The sequence below is a fragment of the Pseudomonas chaetocerotis genome (assembly GCF_015712105.2).
Classification (GTDB): domain Bacteria; phylum Pseudomonadota; class Gammaproteobacteria; order Pseudomonadales; family Pseudomonadaceae; genus Aquipseudomonas; species Aquipseudomonas chaetocerotis.
Map to the genome: position 1 here is coordinate 98141 of NZ_JACFYX020000013.1, position 20389 is coordinate 118529.

The 20389-nt window shown below is 60.9% G+C and carries 21 protein-coding genes; 15 read left to right on the plus strand and 6 right to left on the minus strand.

The window, feature by feature from the left end; translation table 11 throughout:
- Window positions 1-74 precede the first annotated feature (74 nt).
- Window positions 75-572: a peptidylprolyl isomerase gene (locus H3221_RS21000; RefSeq protein WP_074678802.1), complete on the plus strand. Its 498-nt coding sequence runs from the start codon at window positions 75-77 to the stop codon at window positions 570-572.
- A 4-nt stretch (window positions 573-576) separates the two neighbouring features.
- On the plus strand, window positions 577-1305 hold the full coding sequence (gene lpxH / locus H3221_RS21005; RefSeq protein ID WP_196476058.1) for a UDP-2,3-diacylglucosamine diphosphatase: 729 nt from the start codon (window positions 577-579) through the stop codon (window positions 1303-1305).
- 238 nt (window positions 1306-1543) lie between these two features.
- On the opposite strand, the gene miaE is transcribed toward lpxH, so the two are convergent.
- Entirely contained in the window at window positions 1544-2221 is a 678-nt protein-coding gene (gene miaE / locus H3221_RS21010) for a tRNA-(ms[2]io[6]A)-hydroxylase (RefSeq protein ID WP_196476059.1), read from the minus strand.
- A gap of 157 nt (window positions 2222-2378) precedes the next feature.
- Here miaE and H3221_RS21015 point away from each other — a divergent pair, with 157 nt between their 5' ends.
- A complete protein-coding gene (locus tag H3221_RS21015) occupies window positions 2379-3242 on the plus strand; it encodes a universal stress protein (protein WP_196476060.1) in 864 nt (287 codons plus the stop codon).
- A 158-nt stretch (window positions 3243-3400) separates the two neighbouring features.
- On the opposite strand, the gene H3221_RS21020 is transcribed toward H3221_RS21015, so the two are convergent.
- Window positions 3401-3877 carry a DUF1289 domain-containing protein gene (locus H3221_RS21020; RefSeq protein ID WP_160018225.1) on the minus strand — a complete coding sequence of 159 codons (477 nt, stop codon included), beginning with the start codon at window positions 3875-3877 and terminating at the stop codon, window positions 3401-3403.
- 545 nt (window positions 3878-4422) lie between these two features.
- On the opposite strand from H3221_RS21020, the gene acnB reads away from it, so the two are divergent.
- The 8 genes from acnB (at window position 4423) to H3221_RS21060 (ending at window position 12258) form a co-directional block, all read left to right on the plus strand.
- Window positions 4423-7023: a bifunctional aconitate hydratase 2/2-methylisocitrate dehydratase gene (gene acnB / locus H3221_RS21025; protein WP_196476099.1), complete on the plus strand. Its 2601-nt coding sequence runs from the start codon at window positions 4423-4425 to the stop codon at window positions 7021-7023.
- 149 nt (window positions 7024-7172) lie between these two features.
- Window positions 7173-7382: a YgdI/YgdR family lipoprotein gene (locus H3221_RS21030; protein WP_122109788.1), complete on the plus strand. Its 210-nt coding sequence runs from the start codon at window positions 7173-7175 to the stop codon at window positions 7380-7382.
- A 227-nt stretch (window positions 7383-7609) separates the two neighbouring features.
- A complete protein-coding gene (locus H3221_RS21035; protein ID WP_196476061.1) occupies window positions 7610-8821 on the plus strand; it encodes a CmpA/NrtA family ABC transporter substrate-binding protein in 1212 nt (403 codons plus the stop codon).
- 18 nt (window positions 8822-8839) lie between these two features.
- Entirely contained in the window at window positions 8840-9418 is a 579-nt protein-coding gene (locus H3221_RS21040) for an ANTAR domain-containing response regulator (protein ID WP_196476062.1), read from the plus strand.
- A gap of 130 nt (window positions 9419-9548) precedes the next feature.
- Window positions 9549-10778 (plus strand): alanine transaminase, encoded by a 1230-nt coding sequence (gene alaC, locus H3221_RS21045; RefSeq protein ID WP_072424171.1) that lies wholly within the window; start codon window positions 9549-9551, stop codon window positions 10776-10778.
- 163 nt (window positions 10779-10941) lie between these two features.
- A complete protein-coding gene (locus tag H3221_RS21050; protein ID WP_196476063.1) occupies window positions 10942-11664 on the plus strand; it encodes a 1-acylglycerol-3-phosphate O-acyltransferase in 723 nt (240 codons plus the stop codon).
- A gap of 146 nt (window positions 11665-11810) precedes the next feature.
- Window positions 11811-12005 (plus strand): hypothetical protein, encoded by a 195-nt coding sequence (locus H3221_RS21055; RefSeq protein ID WP_196476064.1) that lies wholly within the window; start codon window positions 11811-11813, stop codon window positions 12003-12005.
- A 10-nt stretch (window positions 12006-12015) separates the two neighbouring features.
- A complete protein-coding gene (locus tag H3221_RS21060; RefSeq protein WP_196476065.1) occupies window positions 12016-12258 on the plus strand; it encodes a hypothetical protein in 243 nt (80 codons plus the stop codon).
- A 42-nt stretch (window positions 12259-12300) separates the two neighbouring features.
- Here the strand turns inward: H3221_RS21060 and H3221_RS21065 are convergent, their stop codons facing one another.
- Entirely contained in the window at window positions 12301-13026 is a 726-nt protein-coding gene (locus tag H3221_RS21065) for an amidotransferase (RefSeq protein ID WP_196476066.1), read from the minus strand.
- A gap of 589 nt (window positions 13027-13615) precedes the next feature.
- Here H3221_RS21065 and H3221_RS21070 point away from each other — a divergent pair.
- The 4 genes from H3221_RS21070 (at window position 13616) to H3221_RS21080 (ending at window position 15167) form a co-directional block, all read left to right on the plus strand.
- Window positions 13616-14275, plus strand: coding sequence for a hypothetical protein (locus H3221_RS21070; protein ID WP_196476067.1), 660 nt, complete (start codon window positions 13616-13618; stop codon window positions 14273-14275).
- A 235-nt stretch (window positions 14276-14510) separates the two neighbouring features.
- On the plus strand, window positions 14511-14624 hold the full coding sequence (locus tag H3221_RS25700; protein ID WP_318011466.1) for a PA2485 family small membrane protein: 114 nt from the start codon (window positions 14511-14513) through the stop codon (window positions 14622-14624).
- Between the two features lie 20 nt (window positions 14625-14644).
- Window positions 14645-14845 carry a type III secretion system co-regulatory protein PtrC gene (gene ptrC / locus H3221_RS21075; protein ID WP_196476068.1) on the plus strand — a complete coding sequence of 67 codons (201 nt, stop codon included), beginning with the start codon at window positions 14645-14647 and terminating at the stop codon, window positions 14843-14845.
- A gap of 55 nt (window positions 14846-14900) precedes the next feature.
- The gene (locus H3221_RS21080; RefSeq protein WP_196476069.1) at window positions 14901-15167 is read left to right on the plus strand and encodes a PepSY domain-containing protein; all 267 of its coding nucleotides are present in this window, start codon (window positions 14901-14903) and stop codon (window positions 15165-15167) included.
- 98 nt (window positions 15168-15265) lie between these two features.
- On the opposite strand, the gene H3221_RS21085 is transcribed toward H3221_RS21080, so the two are convergent.
- The 3 genes from H3221_RS21085 to H3221_RS21095 form a co-directional block, all read right to left on the minus strand.
- On the minus strand, window positions 15266-17410 hold the full coding sequence (locus H3221_RS21085) for a 3-hydroxyacyl-CoA dehydrogenase NAD-binding domain-containing protein (protein ID WP_196476070.1): 2145 nt from the start codon (window positions 17408-17410) through the stop codon (window positions 15266-15268).
- Window positions 17411-17571: 161 nt separating this feature from the next.
- A complete protein-coding gene (locus tag H3221_RS21090) occupies window positions 17572-18777 on the minus strand; it encodes an acetyl-CoA C-acetyltransferase (RefSeq protein WP_196476071.1) in 1206 nt (401 codons plus the stop codon).
- A gap of 665 nt (window positions 18778-19442) precedes the next feature.
- The gene (locus H3221_RS21095) at window positions 19443-20330 is read right to left on the minus strand and encodes an AEC family transporter (RefSeq protein WP_192985071.1); all 888 of its coding nucleotides are present in this window, start codon (window positions 20328-20330) and stop codon (window positions 19443-19445) included.
- Between the last annotated feature and the right edge of the window lie 59 nt (window positions 20331-20389).

Sequence of the window (20389 nt, forward strand, 5' to 3'; positions counted from 1 at the left end):
GGTGCATGCCACCCTGACAAGCGCGGTTTCTCCCCGAGCCACAGGCTCGAACCTGCCTCATCACGGATACGATCATGATCAAACTGCACACCAACCACGGCGTCATCACCCTGAACCTGTTCGCCGACAAGGCCCCGGAAACCGTGGCCAACTTCGAGCAATACGTGAAGGAAGGCCATTACGACGGCACCATTTTCCACCGCGTGATCGGCAATTTCATGATCCAGGGCGGCGGTTTCGAGCCTGGCATGAAGCAGAAGCCGACCCGCGCACCGATCAAGAACGAAGCCAACAACGGCGTCGCCAACAAGGTCGGCACCGTCGCCATGGCCCGCACCATGGAGCCGCACTCGGCATCCGCGCAATTCTTCATCAACGTCGCCGACAACGGCTTCCTCAACCACAGCGCACCGACCGTACAGGGCTGGGGCTACGCAGTGTTCGGTGAAGTGGTCGAAGGCATGGACGTGGTCGAGAAGATCAAGGGCGTCGCCACCACCATGAAATCCGGCCACCAGGACGTACCCGTCGACGACGTGATCATCGAGAAGGCCGAAGTCGTAGCCGAGTAAGTCGATGATCCTGCTGATCTCCGATCTGCACCTCGAAGAGAAACGCCCGGACATCACCCGGGCGTTTCTGCATTTTCTCGCCACCCGCGCACGCCAGGCCGAGGCGCTGTACATCCTCGGTGACTTCTTCGAAGTCTGGATTGGTGACGACGGCATGACGCCCTTCCAGCACGACATCGCCCGCGCCCTGCGCGAATTGAGCGACGCAGGCACACGCATCTACCTGATGCATGGCAACCGCGACTTTCTCATCGGGCAGCGCTTCTGCCGCGAGGCGGGCTGCAGCCTGCTGAATGACCCACACAAACTGCAGATGAACGGCGAGCCCGTGCTGCTGATGCACGGTGACAGCCTGTGCACTCTGGACATCAGCTACATGAAACTACGGCGCTGGCTGCGCAATCCGCTCTCGCTGCTGATCCTGCGCAACCTGCCGCTGAGCACGCGGCAGAAGCTGGCACGCAAGCTGCGCAACGAAAGCCGCGCGCAAACGCGGATGAAAGCCAGCGAGATTGTCGACGTCACCCCGGAAGAAGTGATCAAGGTGATGGCTGCACATGGCGTGCGCACGCTGATTCATGGCCACACCCACAGGCCTGCCGTGCATGAGCTGAAAGTCAACGATCAAGCGGCACGACGTATCGTGCTGGGGGACTGGGACCGCCAGGGCTGGGCATTGCAGGTCGATGACGAGGGCTTCAAGCAGGCGCCGTTCGAACTCACGCCAATCTAACCGTAGCCCGGATGAAATCCGGGGAAGCAACCCTCAAGATCGCCCCGGATTTCATCCGGGTTACGACACTGCAGGGCTTTGCTCCCCTCTCCCGCTTGCGGGAGAGGGGCTGGGGGAGAGGGCAACGGCGTAGACTGCAACGCCCTTTCCCGCCCTTCGGGCACCCTCGGCTTTGGCGTCCTGCGTCGCTCTACCTCCTGCATCCATGTAGTCGTCTCCCATAAATGGGAGAGAGTCATCAGATGGCCGCTTCACGGCTGCTTTCTGCAGGCACGCCGCTGTGAAAACGAAACTGCTCATCCGGCGTAGTGATCAGCTCCCGCTCCACCGCGCGCACCGCCTCGATACGTGCATCCACGTCGGCCGCGTCGCCGTACAGGTAGGCGAGTTTGAGATACCCTCGGTAGTGCCGCCCTTCGCTCTCCAGCAACCCGGCGTAGAACTTGGCCAGTTCGGCATCCAGACGCGGCACCAGCGCGGCGAAGCGTTCGCATGAGCGCGCCTCGATGAACGCGCCCACCACCAGCACATCCACCAACCGCTCGACTTCACCACCACGTAGCAACGCGCGCAGACCGGCGGCGTAGCGCGAAGCGGAAACATGGCGAACCTCGATTCCACGTCCGCGGATGATCTTGCTCACCTGCTCGAAGTGCACCAGCTCCTCACGGGCCAAACGCGACATTCTCGCGGTCAATTCGGTCTTGGTCAGGTAGCGCCCCATCAGGCTCAGGGCCGTCTGCGCGGCCTTGTATTCCAGATTGCGGTGGTCGAGAAGGAGAATTTCCTGCTGGCGCAAGGCCTCATCCAGCCAGGCATCCGGCGTGGCAACGCCACCGAGAAACTCGATAATTTCCTGCAGGATCGACACAGGTTCCTCACCATTACTCGGAACATGCTTGGAATTTGACATCATATTTGAAGCGCTCTAGATGCTGGCGAGGTTGAAAATGGCGGGCCATTATACGAGTGGCAGGCCGGACGACCAGCACGCCGTTGATGCAGGTCAAGAAGCCGCGTTCAACGACGCACCTATAGTTGAATAAACGCTATTCATTTTCAGGGAGACGACCATGCAAGCGATCCGTAGCATTCTGGTGGTGATGGAACCCCAACACCCCGAAAGCCTCGCACTGAAGCGGGCAAAACTGATAGCTGGAGTCACCCAATCGCATCTGCACCTGCTGGTCTGCGACAAGAAAGGCGAGCACAGCGCCTGGCTCGAAGATCTCAGCAGCAGCCTCGGCGAAGAAGGTTTCAGCGTCTCCACTCAGCAGTCCTGGCATGACAACCCGCACCAGACCATCATTGCCGTGCAACAGGCCGAAGGCTGCGGGCTGGTGATCAAGCAACACCTGCCGGACAACCCGCTGAAAAAGGCCCTGCTCACTCCGGAGGACTGGAAACTGCTGCGCTACTGCCCAGGCCCGGTACTGATGGTCAAGACAGAGCGCCCCTGGGCTGGCGGCAACATCCTCGCCGCAGTGGACGTGGGCAACGCCGATGGCGAGCACCGCACACTGCACGCCGGAATCATCAGCCATGGCTACGATATCGCCGGCCTGGCCAAAGGCACCCTGCACGTGACTACCGCGCATCCGACACCGATGCTGTCAGCTGCCGACCCGACCTTCCAGCTCAAGGAAACCATCGAGGCGCGCTACCGCGAGCAGTGCCGCAGCTTCCAGGCCGAGTACGACATCAGTGACGAACGCCTGCATGTGCTCGAAGGCCCGGCCGACGTGGTAATTCCACAAGTTGCCCACCGGCTCGATGCCGCCGTCACAGTGATCGGCACCGTGGCACGCACCGGGCTTTCCGGCGCGCTGATCGGCAACACGGCCGAAGTCATACTCGACGCACTGGAAAGTGACGTACTGGTGCTCAAGCCGGACGAAATCATCGCCCACCTCGAAGAACTCGTCGCCCAACGCTAGGACGCAGGGTGCGCCGTGCGCACCAGCAGCTTGCCAAGGCACTGAAGCCTACTGTGCAAGACGGTGCGCACAGCGCACCCCTACGGGGCTGAAGCACCGGCAGCGATAAAAATGCCGCTCTTGAACGAGCGGCATTTTTATTCAACCTGCAAACAGCGCTACACCCTCAGCTCCAGCCCTTCGCGCAAAAACTTCGGCGCAATGTAGCGCTCGTAATGCGCCTCGGAGAGCAGGAAGAACTCACGATCGATGGCATCGCGCAGCTCAGGTAGCGCCCAGTTGCGAAACTCGGGCAGCATCACCATGCCGTAGGCTTCCAGCTGATTGATCACCCGTGCGCCCCGCGCGATCAGCTGGTAGGCCCAGCAATATGGCGACTGCTGCGGCACGAAGCGAATCTGCCGCTGCTCCAGCTGACCACGCAGACGCTGCTCATCGAACACTTCCACCTTGGCGGTCATCACCTGCACCAGCAACACTTCCAGCCGCGTCCACACCGCACGCTTCTCGTCATCGTTGTAGCTGTTCCAGTTGATCACCTCATGATGGAAGCGCTTGCAACCGCGGCACACGACATCGCCGTAAACGGTCGAACACAGCCCCACACAAGGCGTCTTGATGCGCTGATTGGACATGGCAAAACAGAATAGACAGCAGAATGGCCTGGCATCTTAGCCCTTTGTCTAATCCAGATCACCCCTGCCGACAGGCCGCCGAAAACTACCTGCGTTGGCACTACTGCGTTAAAAACGGCCTCAAAATGCTCATTTAGAACAGCTAAACTGCGCTTTCTCGGCCATTTTTGCCTTGTATTGCCTGCCTCGCCTACGCTCTCAGCAGCCTATCGATACAAGGACATCGGCTTAACTTTATCTGCGCTTTCCATTAGAATCGGCCCGCCTTTTACGGCGCCAATGTCCGTTGGAAGCTGTTTTCAAAGCGTCACGAGCACAGTCGATCCTGCAGGTACGATGGCGACGCAGCCACTTGGAGTCCCCCCGAGCGTCTGCGTCAGCCCTCATCAGAAACCGTCCTGCCGGCGTAAAACTTTGAAAGCAGCTTCTACAAGAGACTCGTGAAACCTCGGCTGATCGGCTCATAAAGTCGAAAAGCGCCTGGTCATGAGTATCTGGATCGCGTCCCGGACAACCCTTTGGGACCACTGATGAGGGTAATAACTGTGCTTGAAGCCTATCGCAAACACGTAGCAGAGCGTGCCGCTCAGGGTATCGTGCCCCAGCCGCTGAACGCCGAACAAACCGCAGGCCTGGTCGAGCTGCTGAAAAACCCGCCGGCTGGCGAAGAAGAATTCCTTGTAGACCTGATCACCAACCGCGTACCGCCAGGCGTGGACGAAGCTGCCTACGTCAAGGCCGGTTTCCTCTCTGCCGTTGCCAAGGGCGAAGCCACTTCCCCGCTGATCAGCAAGCAACGCGCTGTCGAGCTGCTGGGCACCATGCAGGGCGGCTACAACATCGCCACCATGGTCGAACTGCTGGACGATGCGGCTCTGTCCACCGTTGCCGCCGAGCAACTCAAGCACACCCTGCTGATGTTCGACGCCTTCCACGACGTCGCCGAAAAAGCCAAGGCTGGCAATGCCAACGCCAAGGCAGTCATGCAGTCCTGGGCCGATGGCGAGTGGTTCACCAACAAGCCGGCCATCGCCGAGAAGTACAGCCTGGCTGTGTTCAAGGTCCCTGGCGAAACCAACACCGATGACCTGTCGCCTGCCCCGGACGCCTGGTCGCGCCCCGATATCCCGCTGCACGCCCTGGCCATGCTGAAAATGGCTCGCGACGGCATCGTGCCGGAGCAGCAAGGCGCCATCGGCCCGCTGAAACAGATCGAAGAGATCAAGGCCAAGGGCTTCCCGGTCGCCTACGTCGGTGACGTGGTCGGTACCGGTTCGTCCCGTAAATCCGCCACCAACTCGGTGCTGTGGTTCTTCGGCGACGACATTCCTTATGTTCCGAACAAGCGTGCTGGCGGCTTCTGCTTCGGCACCAAGATCGCTCCGATCTTCTACAACACCATGGAAGACGCTGGCGCCCTGCCGATCGAGTTCGATTGCAGCAACCTGGCCATGGGTGACCTGATCGACGTCTACCCGTATGCCGGCAAAGTCTGCAAGCACGGCACCGACGAAGTCATCACCACCTTCGAACTGAAGACCCCGGTGCTGCTCGACGAAGTCCGCGCTGGCGGCCGTATTCCGCTGATCGTCGGCCGTGGCCTGACCGAGAAAGCGCGTGCCGAACTGGGCCTGGGCGCTTCCGATCTGTTCAAGAAGCCGGACCAGCCTGCTGCCAGCACCAAGGGTTTCACCCTGGCACAGAAGATGGTCGGCAAGGCCTGCGGCGTCGAAGGCGTGCGTCCGGGCACCTACTGCGAACCGAAGATGACCACCGTCGGCTCCCAGGACACCACCGGCCCGATGACCCGCGACGAGCTGAAAGACCTGGCTTGCCTGGGTTTCTCCGCCGACCTGGTCATGCAGTCGTTCTGCCACACAGCCGCCTATCCGAAGCCGATCGACGTCACCACCCACCACACCCTGCCGGATTTCATCCGCACCCGTGGCGGCGTATCCCTGCGTCCGGGCGACGGCATCATCCACAGCTGGCTGAACCGCATGCTGCTGCCTGACACCGTCGGCACCGGTGGCGACTCGCACACCCGCTTCCCAATCGGTATCAGCTTCCCGGCCGGTTCCGGCCTGGTCGCCTTCGCCGCTGCCACCGGCGTGATGCCGCTGGACATGCCGGAATCCGTTCTGGTGCGCTTCAAGGGCAAGATGCAACCGGGCATCACCCTGCGTGACCTGGTCCATGCCATCCCCTACTACGCCATCCAGAAGGGCCTGCTGACCGTCGAGAAGAAAGGCAAGAAGAACATCTTCTCCGGCCGCATCCTCGAGATCGAAGGCCTGGACAACCTGACCGTCGAGCAGGCGTTCGAGCTGTCCGACGCCTCCGCTGAGCGCTCGGCTGCCGGTTGCACCATCAAACTGCCGGAAGCGGCCATTGCCGAATACCTGCAGTCCAACATCACCCTGCTGCGCTGGATGATCAGCGAAGGCTACGGCGATGCTCGTACCCTGGAGCGTCGTGCTCAGGCGATGGAAGCCTGGCTGGCCAACCCGGTACTGATGGAAGCCGACAAGGACGCCGAGTACGCCGAAGTTATCGAAATCGACCTGGCCCAGCTCAACGAGCCGGTACTGTGCGCCCCGAACGACCCGGACGATGCGCGCCTGCTGTCCACCGTGGCTGGCGACAAGATCGACGAAGTGTTCATCGGTTCGTGCATGACCAACATTGGTCACTTCCGCGCTGCTGGCAAGCTGCTGGACAAGGTCAAGGGCGGTATCCCCACCCGTCTGTGGCTGTCGCCGCCGACCAAGATGGATGCTCACCAGTTGACCGAAGAAGGCTACTACGGCATCTACGGCAAGGCCGGCGCACGCATGGAGATGCCGGGCTGCTCGCTGTGCATGGGTAACCAGGCACGTGTGGCTGCCAACTCCACCGTGGTATCGACCTCGACCCGTAACTTCCCGAACCGTCTGGGCGACGGCGCCAACGTGTACCTGGCTTCTGCCGAACTGGCAGCGGTCGCTTCGATTCTCGGCAAGCTGCCGACTGTCGAGGAGTACATGGTCTACGCCAAGGATATCGACAGCATGGCTGGCGACATCTACCGCTACCTGAGCTTCGACCAGATCGCCGACTTCCGCGAAGCGGCAGCGAACGCCAAGATCCCGGTCGTTCAGGCCTGATCAAAGCGCCGTAGACAGAGCCCCGCCTAGTGCGGGGCTTTTTCATGCGCGCGCACAAAGATCATTTTGCCGCACCCCGCTTGCAGCCGATGCGCCACCGTCTACCGTCTGAAATGGGGAGTCCCCCGACAACCATTCAGGAGTCCATCATGAAGCCATGGATCATTGCCGCCCTGTGCCTGTTCGGCCTGGCCGGTTGCAGCAGCGAGTACATCATCACCACCACCGATGGCCAGATGCTCACCAGCGACGGCAAACCGGAACTGGACAGGGACACCGGCATGCTCGAATTCACCGATAGCGAGGGCCGCAAGCAGCAGATACCGCAAAGCAACGTGAAGCAGATGCTGGAGCGCTGAACCCATCATCCAACGCTGTACATTCTGCACACTGGCATATGACTTGCTTTCTCTCCATGCAGTGAGCCCCTCCGGCGACGGACAAGGCCCAAACGACAACGGCGTCGTATCCGAACTCAGCCCTTCAGGGCGGTGGTCGGTACGGCGCCTTTTTTGTGGGCCACCCGCACAGCCCTGCAAACCTCAACCGGCGGCTCGGAACCCAATGCGTGGATGAAGGAAGTGACATGAGCGAACAGCCTATCCCTCGCGGCGACGCCCTGGCCTGGGTCGGCGGCAGCGATGCACCGGAAAAGAGCGTGCTGAACATCGGCTTCATGGCCCTGAGCGATTCCGCCTCGGTGATAGTCGCGGCCACCCAGGGCTTTGCCGAAAAATACGGGCTGAGTCTCAAACTGCAACGCCAGGCCTCCTGGGCCGGCCTGCGCGACAGGCTACTTAGCGGCGAACTGGACGCCGCCCATAGCCTGTATGGTTTGATCTATGGGGTCCAGCTCGGCCTCGGCGGTGCAGCGGCAACCGACATGGCAGTGCTCATGGGGCTGAACCAGAACGGCCAGAGCATCAACCTGTCGCACACACTGCAAAACGCTGGCGTGACCAGTGGCGAAGCACTGCATCAACATGTGCACCAGAACAGAGCAAGACTGACCTTCGCCCAGACCTTTCCCACCGGTACCCATGCGATGTGGCTCTACTACTGGCTAGCAAGCCAGGGCGTCCACCCACTACGCGATGTCGACAGTGTCGTGGTACCGCCACCGCAGATGATCGAACACCTCGAGGCCAAGCGCATCGACGGCTTCTGCGTCGGCGAACCCTGGACCGCCAAGGCCGTCGATGAACAGCTCGGCTGCACCGTCACCACCATCCAGGCAATCTGGCCGGATCACCCCGAGAAGGTGCTTGGCTGCACCCGCGCCTTCGCCGAACAGAACCCCAACACCGCCCGCGCGCTGATCATGGCAGTGCTCGACGCCGCACGCTTCATCGACGATAGCGAAGAAAACAGACGCAGCACCGCCCTGCTGCTCAGCGGCAGCGAATACGTCAACGCGCCAGTTTCGGCGATCACTCCCCGTTTTCTCGGCCAGTATCAAGACGGTCTCGGTCACGCCTGGCAGGACGAGCATCCGCTGCGCTTTCATGCCAATGGCCTGGTCAACCAGCCTTACCTGTCCGACGCCATGTGGTTCATGACCCAGTTCCGCCGCTGGGGCTTGCTACGCAACGACCCCGACTATCTGGACGTGGCCAGCCAGGTGCAGCAACTGGCCCTGTACCGCGAGGCAGCTACAGCACTAGGGATTGCCGTGCCAGGCGAGATGCGCAGCTCCATCCTGCAGGACGGTACCCGCTGGGACGGTAGCGACCCTGCTGCATACGCGCGCAGCTTCCGCCTCCACGCCCTGGCCGACAGCCCGTCTGTCGCGCTGTAACCGCCGGGAGAGCCATCGATGCTGCGTATCCTTCTGATCAACGACACCCCGAAGAAGGTCGGCCGCCTGAAGTGCGCGCTGATCGAGGCGGGCTTCGAGGTCATCGACGAATCCGGGCTGACCATCGACCTGCCGGAGCGGGTCGAGGCCGTGCGCCCCGACGTCATCCTGATCGACACCGAGTCCCCAGGCCGCGACGTGATGGAACAGGTGGTACTGGTCAGCCGTGACCAGCCGCGCCCGATCGTCATGTTCACCGACGAACACGACCCCGGCGTCATGCGTCAGGCCATCCAGAGCGGCGTCAGCGCCTACATCGTCGAAGGCATCCATGCCCAGCGCCTGCAACCCATCCTCGACGTCGCCATGGCCCGCTTCGAAAGCGATCAGGCACTGCGTGCCCAGCTCCAGGCACGCGATGCCCAGCTGGCCGAGCGCAAGCGCATCGAACTGGCCAAAGGCCTGTTGATGAAGATGAAGAGCTGCAACGAGGAAGAGGCCTACACCCTGATGCGCCGCCAGGCCATGAGTCGCCAGCAGAAGCTGATCCAGGTGGCCGAGCAGATCATCGCGATGCACGACATGCTCGGCGATTGACTGTTGCACTACGCAGCTCGCTGACTGTGCTGGACAACGAGACAGCGACACGCTTATCTTCTCGCCTGGCCGCCACATGCGGCCAACGTCGCTCGGACGGTTCCGGGCGCTTACGTACTTCGAGGAAGTCATGGCTGATAACGCCAAGCGCCGTTTCGCGCGCATCGATCGTCTCCCCCCCTACGTCTTCAACATCACTGCCGAACTCAAGATGGCTGCGCGCCGTCGCGGCGAGGACATCATCGACTTCTCCATGGGCAACCCCGACGGTGCGACACCGCCGCACATCGTCGAGAAGCTCGTGCAGGTCGCCCAGCGGGAAGACACTCACGGCTATTCCACTTCCCGCGGCATTCCCCGCCTGCGCCGCGCCATCTCGCGCTGGTACAAGGACCGCTACGAGGTGGAGATCGATCCGGAAAGCGAAGCCATCGTCACCATCGGCTCCAAGGAAGGCCTGGCGCACCTGATGTTGGCTACCCTGGATCATGGCGACACCGTACTGGTGCCCAACCCCAGCTACCCGATTCACATCTACGGCGCAGTGATCGCCGGCGCCCAGGTGCGCTCCGTGCCGCTGGTGCCAGGCGTGGATTTCTTCGCCGAGTTGGAGCGGGCGATTCGCGAATCGATTCCCAAGCCGAAGATGATGATTCTCGGCTTTCCCTCCAACCCCACAGCACAGTGTGTGGAGCTGGACTTCTTCGAGCGCGTGGTAACCCTGGCCAAGCAATACGACGTACTGGTGATTCACGACCTGGCCTACGCCGATATCGTCTATGACGGCTGGAAAGCCCCGTCGATCATGCAGGTACCCGGCGCCAAGGACATCGCGGTGGAGTTCTTCACCCTGTCCAAGAGCTACAACATGGCCGGCTGGCGGATCGGTTTCATGGTCGGCAACCCCGAGCTGGTCAGCGCTCTGGCGCGGATCAAGAGCTACCACGACTACGGCACCTTCACCCCGCTGCAGGTGGCGGCCATCGCCGCACTGGAAGGTGACCAGCAGTGCGTACGCGACATAGCCGAACAGTACCGTCAGCGCCGTAACCTGCTGGTCAAGGGCCTGCACGAGATCGGCTGGATGGTGGAAAAACCCAAGGCCTCGATGTACATCTGGGCCAAGATTCCCGACGCCTACGCTCATCTGGGCTCGCTGGAATTCGCCAAGAAGCTGCTGGCAGAAGCCAAGGTCTGCGTCTCACCCGGCCTGGGCTTTGGCGACTATGGCGACGACCATGTGCGCTTCGCCCTGATCGAGAACCAGGACCGCAGCCGTCAGGCGCTACGCGGTATCAAGGCGATGTTCCGAGCAGACGGCCTGCTGCCGGGCAAGCCGGCCAAGACCGAGACCGAGTAAGCATTGAAGGGCGCCGTGAGGCGCCCTTTCTGCACAGGCATGGAAACCGACAAGTTCTGCGACAATTCAGGACGTTACGCACGCCAAGCGGTAGTTTCGAGCAATTGCCCGGCAGAGTGAACGCCCGTACACTGCGCGCCCCTCCCTCTGACGGTTTCCCCCAATGCTCTTCGTTTTGCGCATGCTGCTGATGGGCGTGCATTTCATCCTGGCCGGCCTGCTCGGCTTGCTGCTTGGTCTGTGCCGCCCGTTCAACCCGGACAACAGCCGCCTCTGCGCACGCCTCTATTCGCTGCCTGCCCTATGCCTGCTGCGCCTGAAGCTGAAGACCGACGTACGCCCGCTGCTGGAACACCAGCGTTCCTGCGTGATCATCGCCAACCACCAGTCCAACTTCGATCTCTACGTGCTTGGCCGCGTGGTACCGGAGCGCACCGTGAGCATCGGCAAGAAGAGCCTCAAGTGGGTGCCATTCTTCGGTCAACTCTACTGGCTGGCCGGTAACGTGCTGATCGACCGCAGCAATGCCGTCGCGGCCAAGCGCGCAATGCTGACCACCACCGAAACCCTGCGCAATCGCGACACCTCGATCTGGGTATTCCCGGAAGGTACGCGCAACCTTGGCCGAGGCCTGCTGCCGTTCAAGAAAGGCGCGTTTCAGATGGCGATCACGGCCGGCGTACCGATCATCCCGGTATGCGTGAGCAACTACAGCAAGATCATGCGCCTGAATCGCTGGAACAGCGGCCGCATCCTGATTCGCTCGCTACCGGCAATCCCCACTGCCGGTCTGAGCCTGGACGACATGCCCGCACTGATGGAGCGCTGTCAGCAGGCCATGAGCGAATGCATCAGCAGCATGGACAAGGAGCTGGCATCTGCGTGAGCCGTGACGCGGGATGCCGTTGCGAGCAGGCAACCCGCGCCAGCTATCAAATCCATCGATAGTTACTCTGCAGAGCATCCATTATTCAATCGAAATGACTTCGGCGATTCTGTGCCCACGCCAACTCCTGACCTGGAGCACAGAACATGTCCCGCCTCTCTCAAGCCGCCCGCAACGGCGCCCTTGCTGCCATCGGCCTCTACCTGATCAGCACCTCGACGGTGCTGGTGGTGAGTTACGCCACCTTGCAGCCAAGCACTCCAAGCGTTGAACAACCTGGCCCACTGCAAAGCCTGATCACTCATTTGCCCGCCCTGCTCGGCGCGCTCTCGCAGGGCTGAGTGAACGGCCATGATCAGAACTCAACGCGCTCGCCTGCTGATGCTCGCCAGCCTGTCCCTGCTGACCACACTGCTCGCACTCAGCGGTATTGGAAAAGGCTCGGCCGGCGCCGTGGCACGCAATATCGAATGCAGCCACAAACTGGCTCACCACCTAGACCTGGCCGAAAGTCTCAAGCGGCAACACAGCAGTCCACCGCCGGGCAGAAGCGAACAGCTCTCGCCTTACTTCGTGCTCACCCAGCAGGCATGAAGAAGCCCGGAAATCCGGGCTTCTTCATGAATCGAATCAGGCTCAGGCTTTGCTTTTCCTGCCCTGAGCGACAAAGCGCATCATCCACTCAGCCACTGCACTGCCCTGCTGCGAATGTTTGAGGCTGTCCACGCCCTGTTGATAGACCTGCTCACCAAGATGCTGCTGCCGTAGGTCGAGCAATGCCCGCGAGTAGTCGTGAACGAACTCCGGATGCCCCTGGAAGCAAAGCACCTGATCCTCGATGTGGTAGGCGCCAATCGGACAGAAGTCGCTGGAAGCAAGCAGCGTGGCTTTCTCCGGCAGGCGGGTGACCTGATCCTGATGACTGATCAACAGCTGCAGCTCGTCCAGAGCCGGGCTCATCCACTCGGGTTTGTTCTCCAGGCGATAGCTGTGCACGCCGACACCCCAGCCCTGCTCAGCACGCTCGGCCTTGCCGCCGAGCAAGAGCGCCAGCAGCTGATGGCCAAAACAGATGCCCAGCAGCTTGTCGCCGCGCTTGTAGCGCTCGAGCAGATAGGCCTTGAGGGTCTGAATCCAGGGATCGCTGCCAAAAGAATCGGCCTTGCTGCCAGTCACCAGATAAGCATCGAATTTCTCGCTATCGGGCGGGTAATGGCCCTCCACCACGTTATAGACACTGAACTCTGCCGTAACCGGCTGTTGAGCGAACAACTGCTCGAACATGCGGCCATACCCCTGGTACTGGTCGACCAGTTCGGGGCGGAGGATGTCAGTTTCCAGGATGCAGATACGCAGTGACATGAGGTTTCCTGTGGTGAACACGCGGGCGGGTTATTTGTGCGTTTTTCTTAACACATCATGCAGCCCAATGAAATAGCGCCATAGCCCTGGACGCCGATAGAAGTGCCACACACCACGCTCCGAGTGGAGCCGGGCCCTCGTCAAGAAAATTTTACAGCCTGCCGAACATCCCCCCACCAAGCGCCGTTAGCGCATGAGCGAGCCAAGACCTCGGGACCACCGAAACGACCTGATTGATTAAAAAATGCTCAACAGGTCACAGCACGAGAGCCCATGAACGACGAACGGTTGATCAAAAAATGAACTACAGCGCTTACCATTGCTCTCATAGTCGTGGGCCTTCCCCGGCTCGAGCAAAAACCCTGTCCATCGCTCCATCGCCCCCCCGAATCTGGAAGATTCCTTGACTGCAAGAGATTGCGTCGGTGGTTTGCTATTGCCCAGATAAAAGAGGTTTTCTGCAGTTCATGATTACCAGAAAGTGATTAGCGATCAGTAACTACACAAAAAAATCAAAGTCAGTGCCAACAAACAAGCTCTGACACGTGGCTATTTTTTATTTATTTCTTGCAGAGTCCGAGGTATCTACATGGACCTTTACACCCTTCTCATTTCCGTTCTCCAGAATAAAGAAGCAATGGAACTATTACGTCTAGGGATCATTTATATACATCTTATCGCCTGCTGCGTCGCCATTGGCCTGATACTGACCAGCGATTTCGCCATGATTAAACAGTTGCTCAAAGGTGAAGGTGCCAAACAGTGTCGCGAACATCTGGCACACCTGAAAAGCGTGGTTGGCATCTCGCTTATCGCCCTGTGGATCAGCGGTATCGCCATCATTGCGCTCGACGCTTCCAGCGCCGGTGCGCAGTACTTCATGAACCCCAAACTGCAAGCCAAGATCAGTATTGTCGTACTCTTGACCCTCAACGGCATGGTCTTGCACAACACCATACTGCCAGCGCTGCAAAAAGCCGGGTCTCTGCTCAAGCTATCAGCGAACATGCGCCACCTGGCTATTTTTACCGGCGCACTATCCGGTGTGTCCTGGTTCTATGCTGCCCTTCTCGGTGTTGGCCGCCCGCTGGCCTGGAAGTATTCACTGGCCGAACTAACAGCAGCCTATCCCCTCATGATTATCGGCGGCACCGTGGCCATGCTGGCACTCACCAACTGGTCGATGAACCGCAGCGAAAAACATCATCACAGTTGGATGCAGAATAACTACGCCTTGGCCACTCGCTGAAACAAAACCATGAACAAGGATGTTCATGCTCACCTCGTCCCGCGCCGTAACTTCCCCCTCATATAACAGTCCTCGCACAACTCAGCCAAAGATTGCCCCCTGGCCAAAGACGCCACGCAACGTCTTATCAGCATGCTCGATAGTCATCATAAATACCTTTCACTTCTGCGCCTCGTGCATGTGCCGGATGATTTCGTCATCGGGCCCCGCCCATCAGCACAGAAGGAAATCGATCATGAGCATCTACGCTGCACTCGCCAGCTTCGCCGCCGCCTCCGCCTTCCAGGCCACTGCACCGGCTCGTCCCGAGCACGCTGCAACTGCAGCCCGCGACGTTCGTCCGAGCTGAGACAACCCAGGAGAGCAGCCATGCATAGCCAACTCAGCCTGGACGCCTACGGCGTCACTTACGCCCACCTGCAAGATGGCAGCCTGCAATTCGAAACCGAAGCCGCCCTGCAGCTCGATGATGGCAGCATGCTGACCCTGCGTATGCCGACCCGTCACAGCGAGATGGTGGCGATCCACGAGGCCGTGTGCATTCGCCAGGGCTGGTGCCAGGCAGCGTGAAGTCACGATGATCTAGACTCCTTCGGGTATCTTCAACGGAAAGAGGAGCCAGTCCATGCGTACACGCAACCTGATCGCCCTGCTCGCAGGCAGTCTCCTGCTGGCCGGTAACGCCCTGGCGGACCGCCCCGGCAGTGACTGGATCAGCATCGAGGATGCCCTGAGCAGGGCACGTGCAGCTGGCTATACCGAACTGCACAAGATCGAAGCCGACAATGATGGCTACTGGGAAGGCGAAGGCCTGAAACAGGATGGCCGTCTCTACGAGTTTCGCATCGACGGCAAGAGCGGCCAGATGCTTCGCGACCAGTTGGAAGACTGACCCAAATGGAAACGGCCCTTACGGGCCGTTTCTCGTTGCGTGCTAGCTGATGCTTGGTGCGCATGGCGCACTCTACGGAGTCCGGCTGAGCGTGCAGCTTAGAAGGCCTCGCCCTTGGCGGCCTTCTCCAGCAGCAGCGCTGGCGGCAGAAAGCGCTCGCCGTACTGCTCGGCCAGGTACTGCGCACGAGCGACGAAGTCCTTCACCCCATACTGATTGATGAACTGCAGTGCACCGCCGGTCCAGGCGGCGAAGCCGATGCCGAAGATCGAGCCGATGTTGGCGTCGGCCACCGACTTCAGCACGCCCTCCTCCACGCAGCGCACGGTTTCGATGGCCTGGATGAACAGAATGCGGTCGCGCACGTCCTCCTGCGAGATTTGCGCATCGGCCTTCTCGAAACGCGCCTTGAGTTCAGGCCACAGGTGCTTCTTGCCGCCCGCCGGGTAGTCGTAGAAACCGCCTCCGGCCGCCTTGCCCGGTCGTTTGTACTCACCCAGCATGAGATCGATCACGGCAAAAGCCGGGTGCTCGGGGATGGATTTGCCTTCGGCGGCCAGATCCTTGATGGTCTGCTGGCGGATATGATTCATCAGGCTCAGCGACACTTCATCGCTGATCGCCAGCGGGCCGACTGGCATGCCGGCCTTACGCGCTTCGTTCTCGATCATCGCCGCGCTGACGCCTTCGCCCAGCATGGCCAGGCCTTCGTTGGTGAAGGTGCCGAACACCCGCGAGGTGAAGAAGCCACGGCTGTCGTTGACCACGATGGGCGTCTTCTTGATCTGCATGACGTAATCGAAGCCACGCGCCAGCGTCTCATCGCTGGTCTTCTCGCCGCGGATGATCTCCACCAGCGGCATCTTGTCCACCGGGCTGAAGAAGTGCAAGCCGATGAATTTCTCCGGTTTGGCCACGGCAGTCGCCAGGCCGGAGATCGGCAGCGTCGAGGTGTTGGTGGCGATCAGCGCATCGCTCAGCGCCGCGGCCTCGGCGGCAGCGGTGACCTTGCCCTTGAGCGCACGGTCCTCGAACACCGCTTCGATGATCAGGTCACAGCCCTCGAAGTCTGACTCGCTATCGGTGGCCTTGATCAGTGCCAGGAAGACATCGCGCTGCTCGGCACTTATATGGCCCTTGCTGACCTTCTTGCCCAGCAACTTGGCCGAGTAGGCCTTGCCCTTCTCCGCAGCTTCGACGGAAACATCCTTGAGCACCACTTCGATGCCGGCCGCTGCCGATACGTAGGCGATACCGGCGCCCATCATGCCGGCACCGAGCACGCCGACCTTCTTCGTCTGGGTTTTCGGGTAGCCCTGCGGGCGCGAGCCACCGGCATTGATCTCGTTCAGTTGGAACCAGAAGGTGCCGATCATGTTCTTCGCCACCTGACCGCAGGTCAGCTCGGTGAAGTAGCGCGCCTCGATGATCTGAGCGGTATCGAAGTCGACCTGCGCACCTTCTACGGCCGCGCACATGATCTTCTCCGGTGCCGGGAAACAGCCCTTGGTCTTGTCGCGCAGCACGCTCGGGGCGATGGCCAGCATCTGCGCCACGTTCGGTGAGCTTGGCGTACCGCCTGGGATCTTGTAGCCCTGCACGTCCCAGGGCTGCTTGGCGGTCGGGTTGGCGGCGATCCAGGCACGCGCCTTGGTCAACATGTCGTCGCGATCGCTGACCAGATCGTGGATCAGGCCGGCCTTGAGCGCTGCCTCCGGGCGTACCTTCTTGCCTTCGGCCAGGTAGGGCAGCGCTTTTTCCAGGCCGAGCAGGCGCACCATGCGTACTACACCGCCGCCGCCGGGGAGCAGGCCCAGGGTGACTTCAGGCAGGCCAAGCTGCACGTGGCTCTCGTTGAGGGCAATGCGGTGGTGGCAGGCCAAGGCGATTTCCCAACCGCCGCCCAGCGCCGCACCGTTGATGGCGGCGACCACCGGCTTGCCGAGGGTTTCCAGGCGACGCAGCTGCCCTTTGATCTTCAGGATCATCTCGTAAAAGCCCTGGGCCTCGGCCTGGGTGACCTTGATCAGCTCGTTGAGATCGCCGCCAGCAAAGAAGGTCTTCTTCGCCGAGGTGACGATCACCCCGGTGATCGAATCCTTTTCCGCTTCCAGGCGATCAACGACCTGGCCCATGGCCTCGCGGTACATCGCGTTCATGGTGTTGGCGCTCTGGCCGGGCATGTCCATGGTCAGGACGACGATATTGTCCTGGCCTTTTTCGTAACGGATGGCGTCAGTCATTTCATTCACTTCCCAATGTTCGGGGAGCGCTTCAGGGGCGTCACGAGCGACGGTCAGGCAAGGCGGAAATCATTCGGAAAGCGGAGTTTGCTGTAGCAAATGAGCATTTCCGGAGGATTTCCAACGCCGCATGGCCGAGCGCAGTAGCCCGTGATAGCTCCTTAGATACGTTCGATGATGGTCGCGATGCCCATACCGCCGCCGACGCAGAGCGTGGCCAGGCCGTAGCGCAACTGACGCTTTTCCAGTTCATCGAGCAGCGTGCCGAGGATGGCGCAACCGGTGGCACCCAGCGGGTGACCCATGGCGATGGAACCGCCATTGACGTTGACCTTGTCCTCGCTGACGCCCATGTCCTTCATGAACTTCATCACCACCGAGGCGAAGGCCTCGTTGACCTCGAACAGATCGATGTTGTCGATGGACAGCGCCGCCTTGGCCAGCGCCTTTCGCGTGGCCGGCGCCGGGCCGGTGAGCATGATGGTAGGGTCGGTGCTGGTCACGGCGGTGGCGACGATGCGCGCACGGGGCTTCAGCCCCAGCTCCTTGCCCTTGGCCTCGGAGCCGATCAGCATCAGCGCCGCGCCATCGACGATGCCGGAGCTGTTGCCCGGCGTATGCACGTGCTCAATGCGCTCGACATGGCTGTATACGCGAAGCGCGGTGGCGTCAAAGCCCATCTGCCCCATCATCTCGAAACTCGGTTTGAGCTTACCCAAACCTTCCAGAGTCGAGTCGCCGCGAATGAACTCGTCATGGTCGAGCAGCACGATGCCGTTCTGGTCGGTCACAGGCACCAGCGACCTGGCGAACGCACCATCGGCACTGGCACGCGCGGCCTTCTGCTGCGAGCGCAGGGCGAAGGCATCGACATCGGCGCGGCTGAAGCCCTCCAGGGTGGCGATCAGGTCGGCGCCGATACCCTGCGGCACGAAGTTGCTGTGAATGTTGGTTTCCGGGTCCATCACCCAGGCGCCGCCATCCGACCCCATGGGCACGCGCGACATGGACTCCACGCCACCGACCACCACCAGATCCTCGAAGCCGGAGCGCACCTTCATCGCGCCCATGTTCACCGCTTCCAGCCCCGACGCACAGAAACGGTTGAGCTGCACACCGGCGACGCAGACGTCCCAGTCCGCGACCAAGGCGGCGGTCTTGGCAATATCGGCGCCCTGGTCGCCCACCGGTGTCACGCAGCCCAGAACGATGTCGTCCACCTGGCTGGTATCCAGGTCATTGCGCGTTTGCAGGGCGTTGAGCAGGCCGGCAACCAGCTGGACGGGTTTGACGCTGTACAGCGCACCGTCTTTCTTGCCCTTGCCACGGGGCGTGCGCACCGCGTCGAAAATATATGCTTCGGTCATGGCGTCCTCGGAGACTATTACGGCGCTGGCGGAACATCATGCCCTGGCCACGCCTGTTCTTATTGAGCCTGCTTACCATAACGCCGGGACATCAGCGCTCAATGACCTAAGCGCTCAGCACCATTGACCGCTGAGCTCAGACGAACGGTCGTTTGCTCGAACTGACAACTGCAAGGGCGAGCAGGCCGTCTGCTTCAAGGTCTGCGGCATGTTCAACGACGACGCACATAGCTCGAGCTTTCTAGAAAGCCTTGGCTAGAAACCAAGTCATCTAAGTAGGTTGTGACGCCAACCCTAGAGTTATTCATGCGCGCAGCAGAAAGCGGCGCAGGGAGCCGCCGCCGGGTCATGCCGGGGTGGTGAAGCAGAACAACGCCCAGACGTGACGTAGCGACCCGCCAGGCAGTGCGGCAGGCGCCGACGCCACCCCCATAACAAAAAATTGCCGGGAGCAATTCTTGACGTCGCTGGCGACGACCCGAAGGGTTGACGTCAGGGATGGCAGGCAACAACAAAAGGCATACGGCCATGTTCAAACAGCCGAAATACCGTCAGGCTGGCGTCATCCTTTTCGCCACGGCGGTCATCCTGATCCTTCCCAATCTGACCCGTCTGGTCAGTTGAACCTCCACAGCTCCCGCCACTGTGCCGACGCCGTAGCGCGCTCAGCGCAGTGCGGGTATCCACCACGCCAATAGCAGCGGAATCAGCACGAAGGCCAGCAGCGTCGAACAGAGCACCAGACTGGCGACCTGCTCCGGTGAACGACCGGCGCGCACGGCGAACAGGTAGTTGAACACCGCCACCGGCATCGACGATTGCAGCACCAGTACGGCATGCGCCAACGGCTGCAGGCCGACAGCCCAGCCGATGATCCAGCCCAGTGCCGCACCACAGAGAATGCGCAGCAAGCCCAGCAACAGGCCATTGCCCAGATGCTGCACGCGAATACTGGCCAGCGAAACGCCCAGCGTGATCAGCATCATGGGAATGGTCATCCCACCCAACAGGTCGACAGTGTTGGCCAGCCAGCGCGGCAGTTCGAAATCGAGAAACAGCACCGGAAGCACCAGCGCCAGACTGATCATGATCGGGTTGAGCAACAAGCCCTTGAGTGAACCCTCAGCCCCGGACAGCAGCATACCGATACTGAAATGCCCCACCGACAGCACCAGGAAGAACGCCACCGCCAACGCCAGGCCGGGCTCACCGAAGGCGAAAAGCGCCATCGGCAGGCCCATGTTGCCCGAGTTCGGGAACAGGTAGGCCGGCACCAGGACTTTCCAGTCGATAGCGAACAAACGACTCAGCAACCAGCCAATCGCGCCCATGGCACAGGTCACCAGTACGCAGGCCAGCGCCATCTGCGAGAACGCGCCAAGATCCAGTTCCGCCCGGCTCAGTGTCGACAGCACCAGGCAGGGCGTGCCGATATTGAGCACCAGGCGCGCGACGAAATCGGTGGGATAGGCGTGACCGCTGCGCGTCCAGCCATATCCAATGCCCGCTGCAATCAGTACCGGGGCCAAAACAGCGAACAGCTCGGCTAACATCTACTACTCCCGTCACGTCGAGCGAGGCATCCTAGACTGCACGAAAGGCTCGGGCAATG

Excerpts from the sequence above, each read along its gene's own strand:
- H3221_RS21015 (WP_196476060.1), top strand. The coding sequence starts at position 2,379 with ATGCAAGCGATCCGTAGCATTCTGGTGGTGATGGAACCCCAACACCCC.
- H3221_RS21030 (WP_122109788.1), top strand. The coding sequence starts at position 7,173 with ATGAAGCCATGGATCATTGCCGCCCTGTGCCTGTTCGGCCTGGCCGGT.
- H3221_RS25700 (WP_318011466.1), top strand. The coding sequence starts at position 14,511 with ATGAGCATCTACGCTGCACTCGCCAGCTTCGCCGCCGCCTCCGCCTTC.
- H3221_RS21035 (WP_196476061.1), top strand. The coding sequence starts at position 7,610 with ATGAGCGAACAGCCTATCCCTCGCGGCGACGCCCTGGCCTGGGTCGGC.
- lpxH (WP_196476058.1), top strand. The coding sequence starts at position 577 with ATGATCCTGCTGATCTCCGATCTGCACCTCGAAGAGAAACGCCCGGAC.
- H3221_RS21065 (WP_196476066.1), bottom strand. The coding sequence starts at position 13,026 with ATGTCACTGCGTATCTGCATCCTGGAAACTGACATCCTCCGCCCCGAA.
- H3221_RS21095 (WP_192985071.1), bottom strand. The coding sequence starts at position 20,330 with ATGTTAGCCGAGCTGTTCGCTGTTTTGGCCCCGGTACTGATTGCAGCG.
- alaC (WP_072424171.1), top strand. The coding sequence starts at position 9,549 with ATGGCTGATAACGCCAAGCGCCGTTTCGCGCGCATCGATCGTCTCCCC.
- H3221_RS21055 (WP_196476064.1), top strand. The coding sequence starts at position 11,811 with ATGTCCCGCCTCTCTCAAGCCGCCCGCAACGGCGCCCTTGCTGCCATC.
- H3221_RS21080 (WP_196476069.1), top strand. The coding sequence starts at position 14,901 with ATGCGTACACGCAACCTGATCGCCCTGCTCGCAGGCAGTCTCCTGCTG.
- H3221_RS21060 (WP_196476065.1), top strand. The coding sequence starts at position 12,016 with ATGATCAGAACTCAACGCGCTCGCCTGCTGATGCTCGCCAGCCTGTCC.
- H3221_RS21000 (WP_074678802.1), top strand. The coding sequence starts at position 75 with ATGATCAAACTGCACACCAACCACGGCGTCATCACCCTGAACCTGTTC.
- H3221_RS21040 (WP_196476062.1), top strand. The coding sequence starts at position 8,840 with ATGCTGCGTATCCTTCTGATCAACGACACCCCGAAGAAGGTCGGCCGC.
- H3221_RS21090 (WP_196476071.1), bottom strand. The coding sequence starts at position 18,777 with ATGACCGAAGCATATATTTTCGACGCGGTGCGCACGCCCCGTGGCAAG.
- ptrC (WP_196476068.1), top strand. The coding sequence starts at position 14,645 with ATGCATAGCCAACTCAGCCTGGACGCCTACGGCGTCACTTACGCCCAC.
- H3221_RS21020 (WP_160018225.1), bottom strand. The coding sequence starts at position 3,877 with ATGTCCAATCAGCGCATCAAGACGCCTTGTGTGGGGCTGTGTTCGACC.
- H3221_RS21085 (WP_196476070.1), bottom strand. The coding sequence starts at position 17,410 with ATGACTGACGCCATCCGTTACGAAAAAGGCCAGGACAATATCGTCGTC.
- H3221_RS21070 (WP_196476067.1), top strand. The coding sequence starts at position 13,616 with ATGGACCTTTACACCCTTCTCATTTCCGTTCTCCAGAATAAAGAAGCA.
- H3221_RS21050 (WP_196476063.1), top strand. The coding sequence starts at position 10,942 with ATGCTCTTCGTTTTGCGCATGCTGCTGATGGGCGTGCATTTCATCCTG.
- miaE (WP_196476059.1), bottom strand. The coding sequence starts at position 2,221 with ATGATGTCAAATTCCAAGCATGTTCCGAGTAATGGTGAGGAACCTGTG.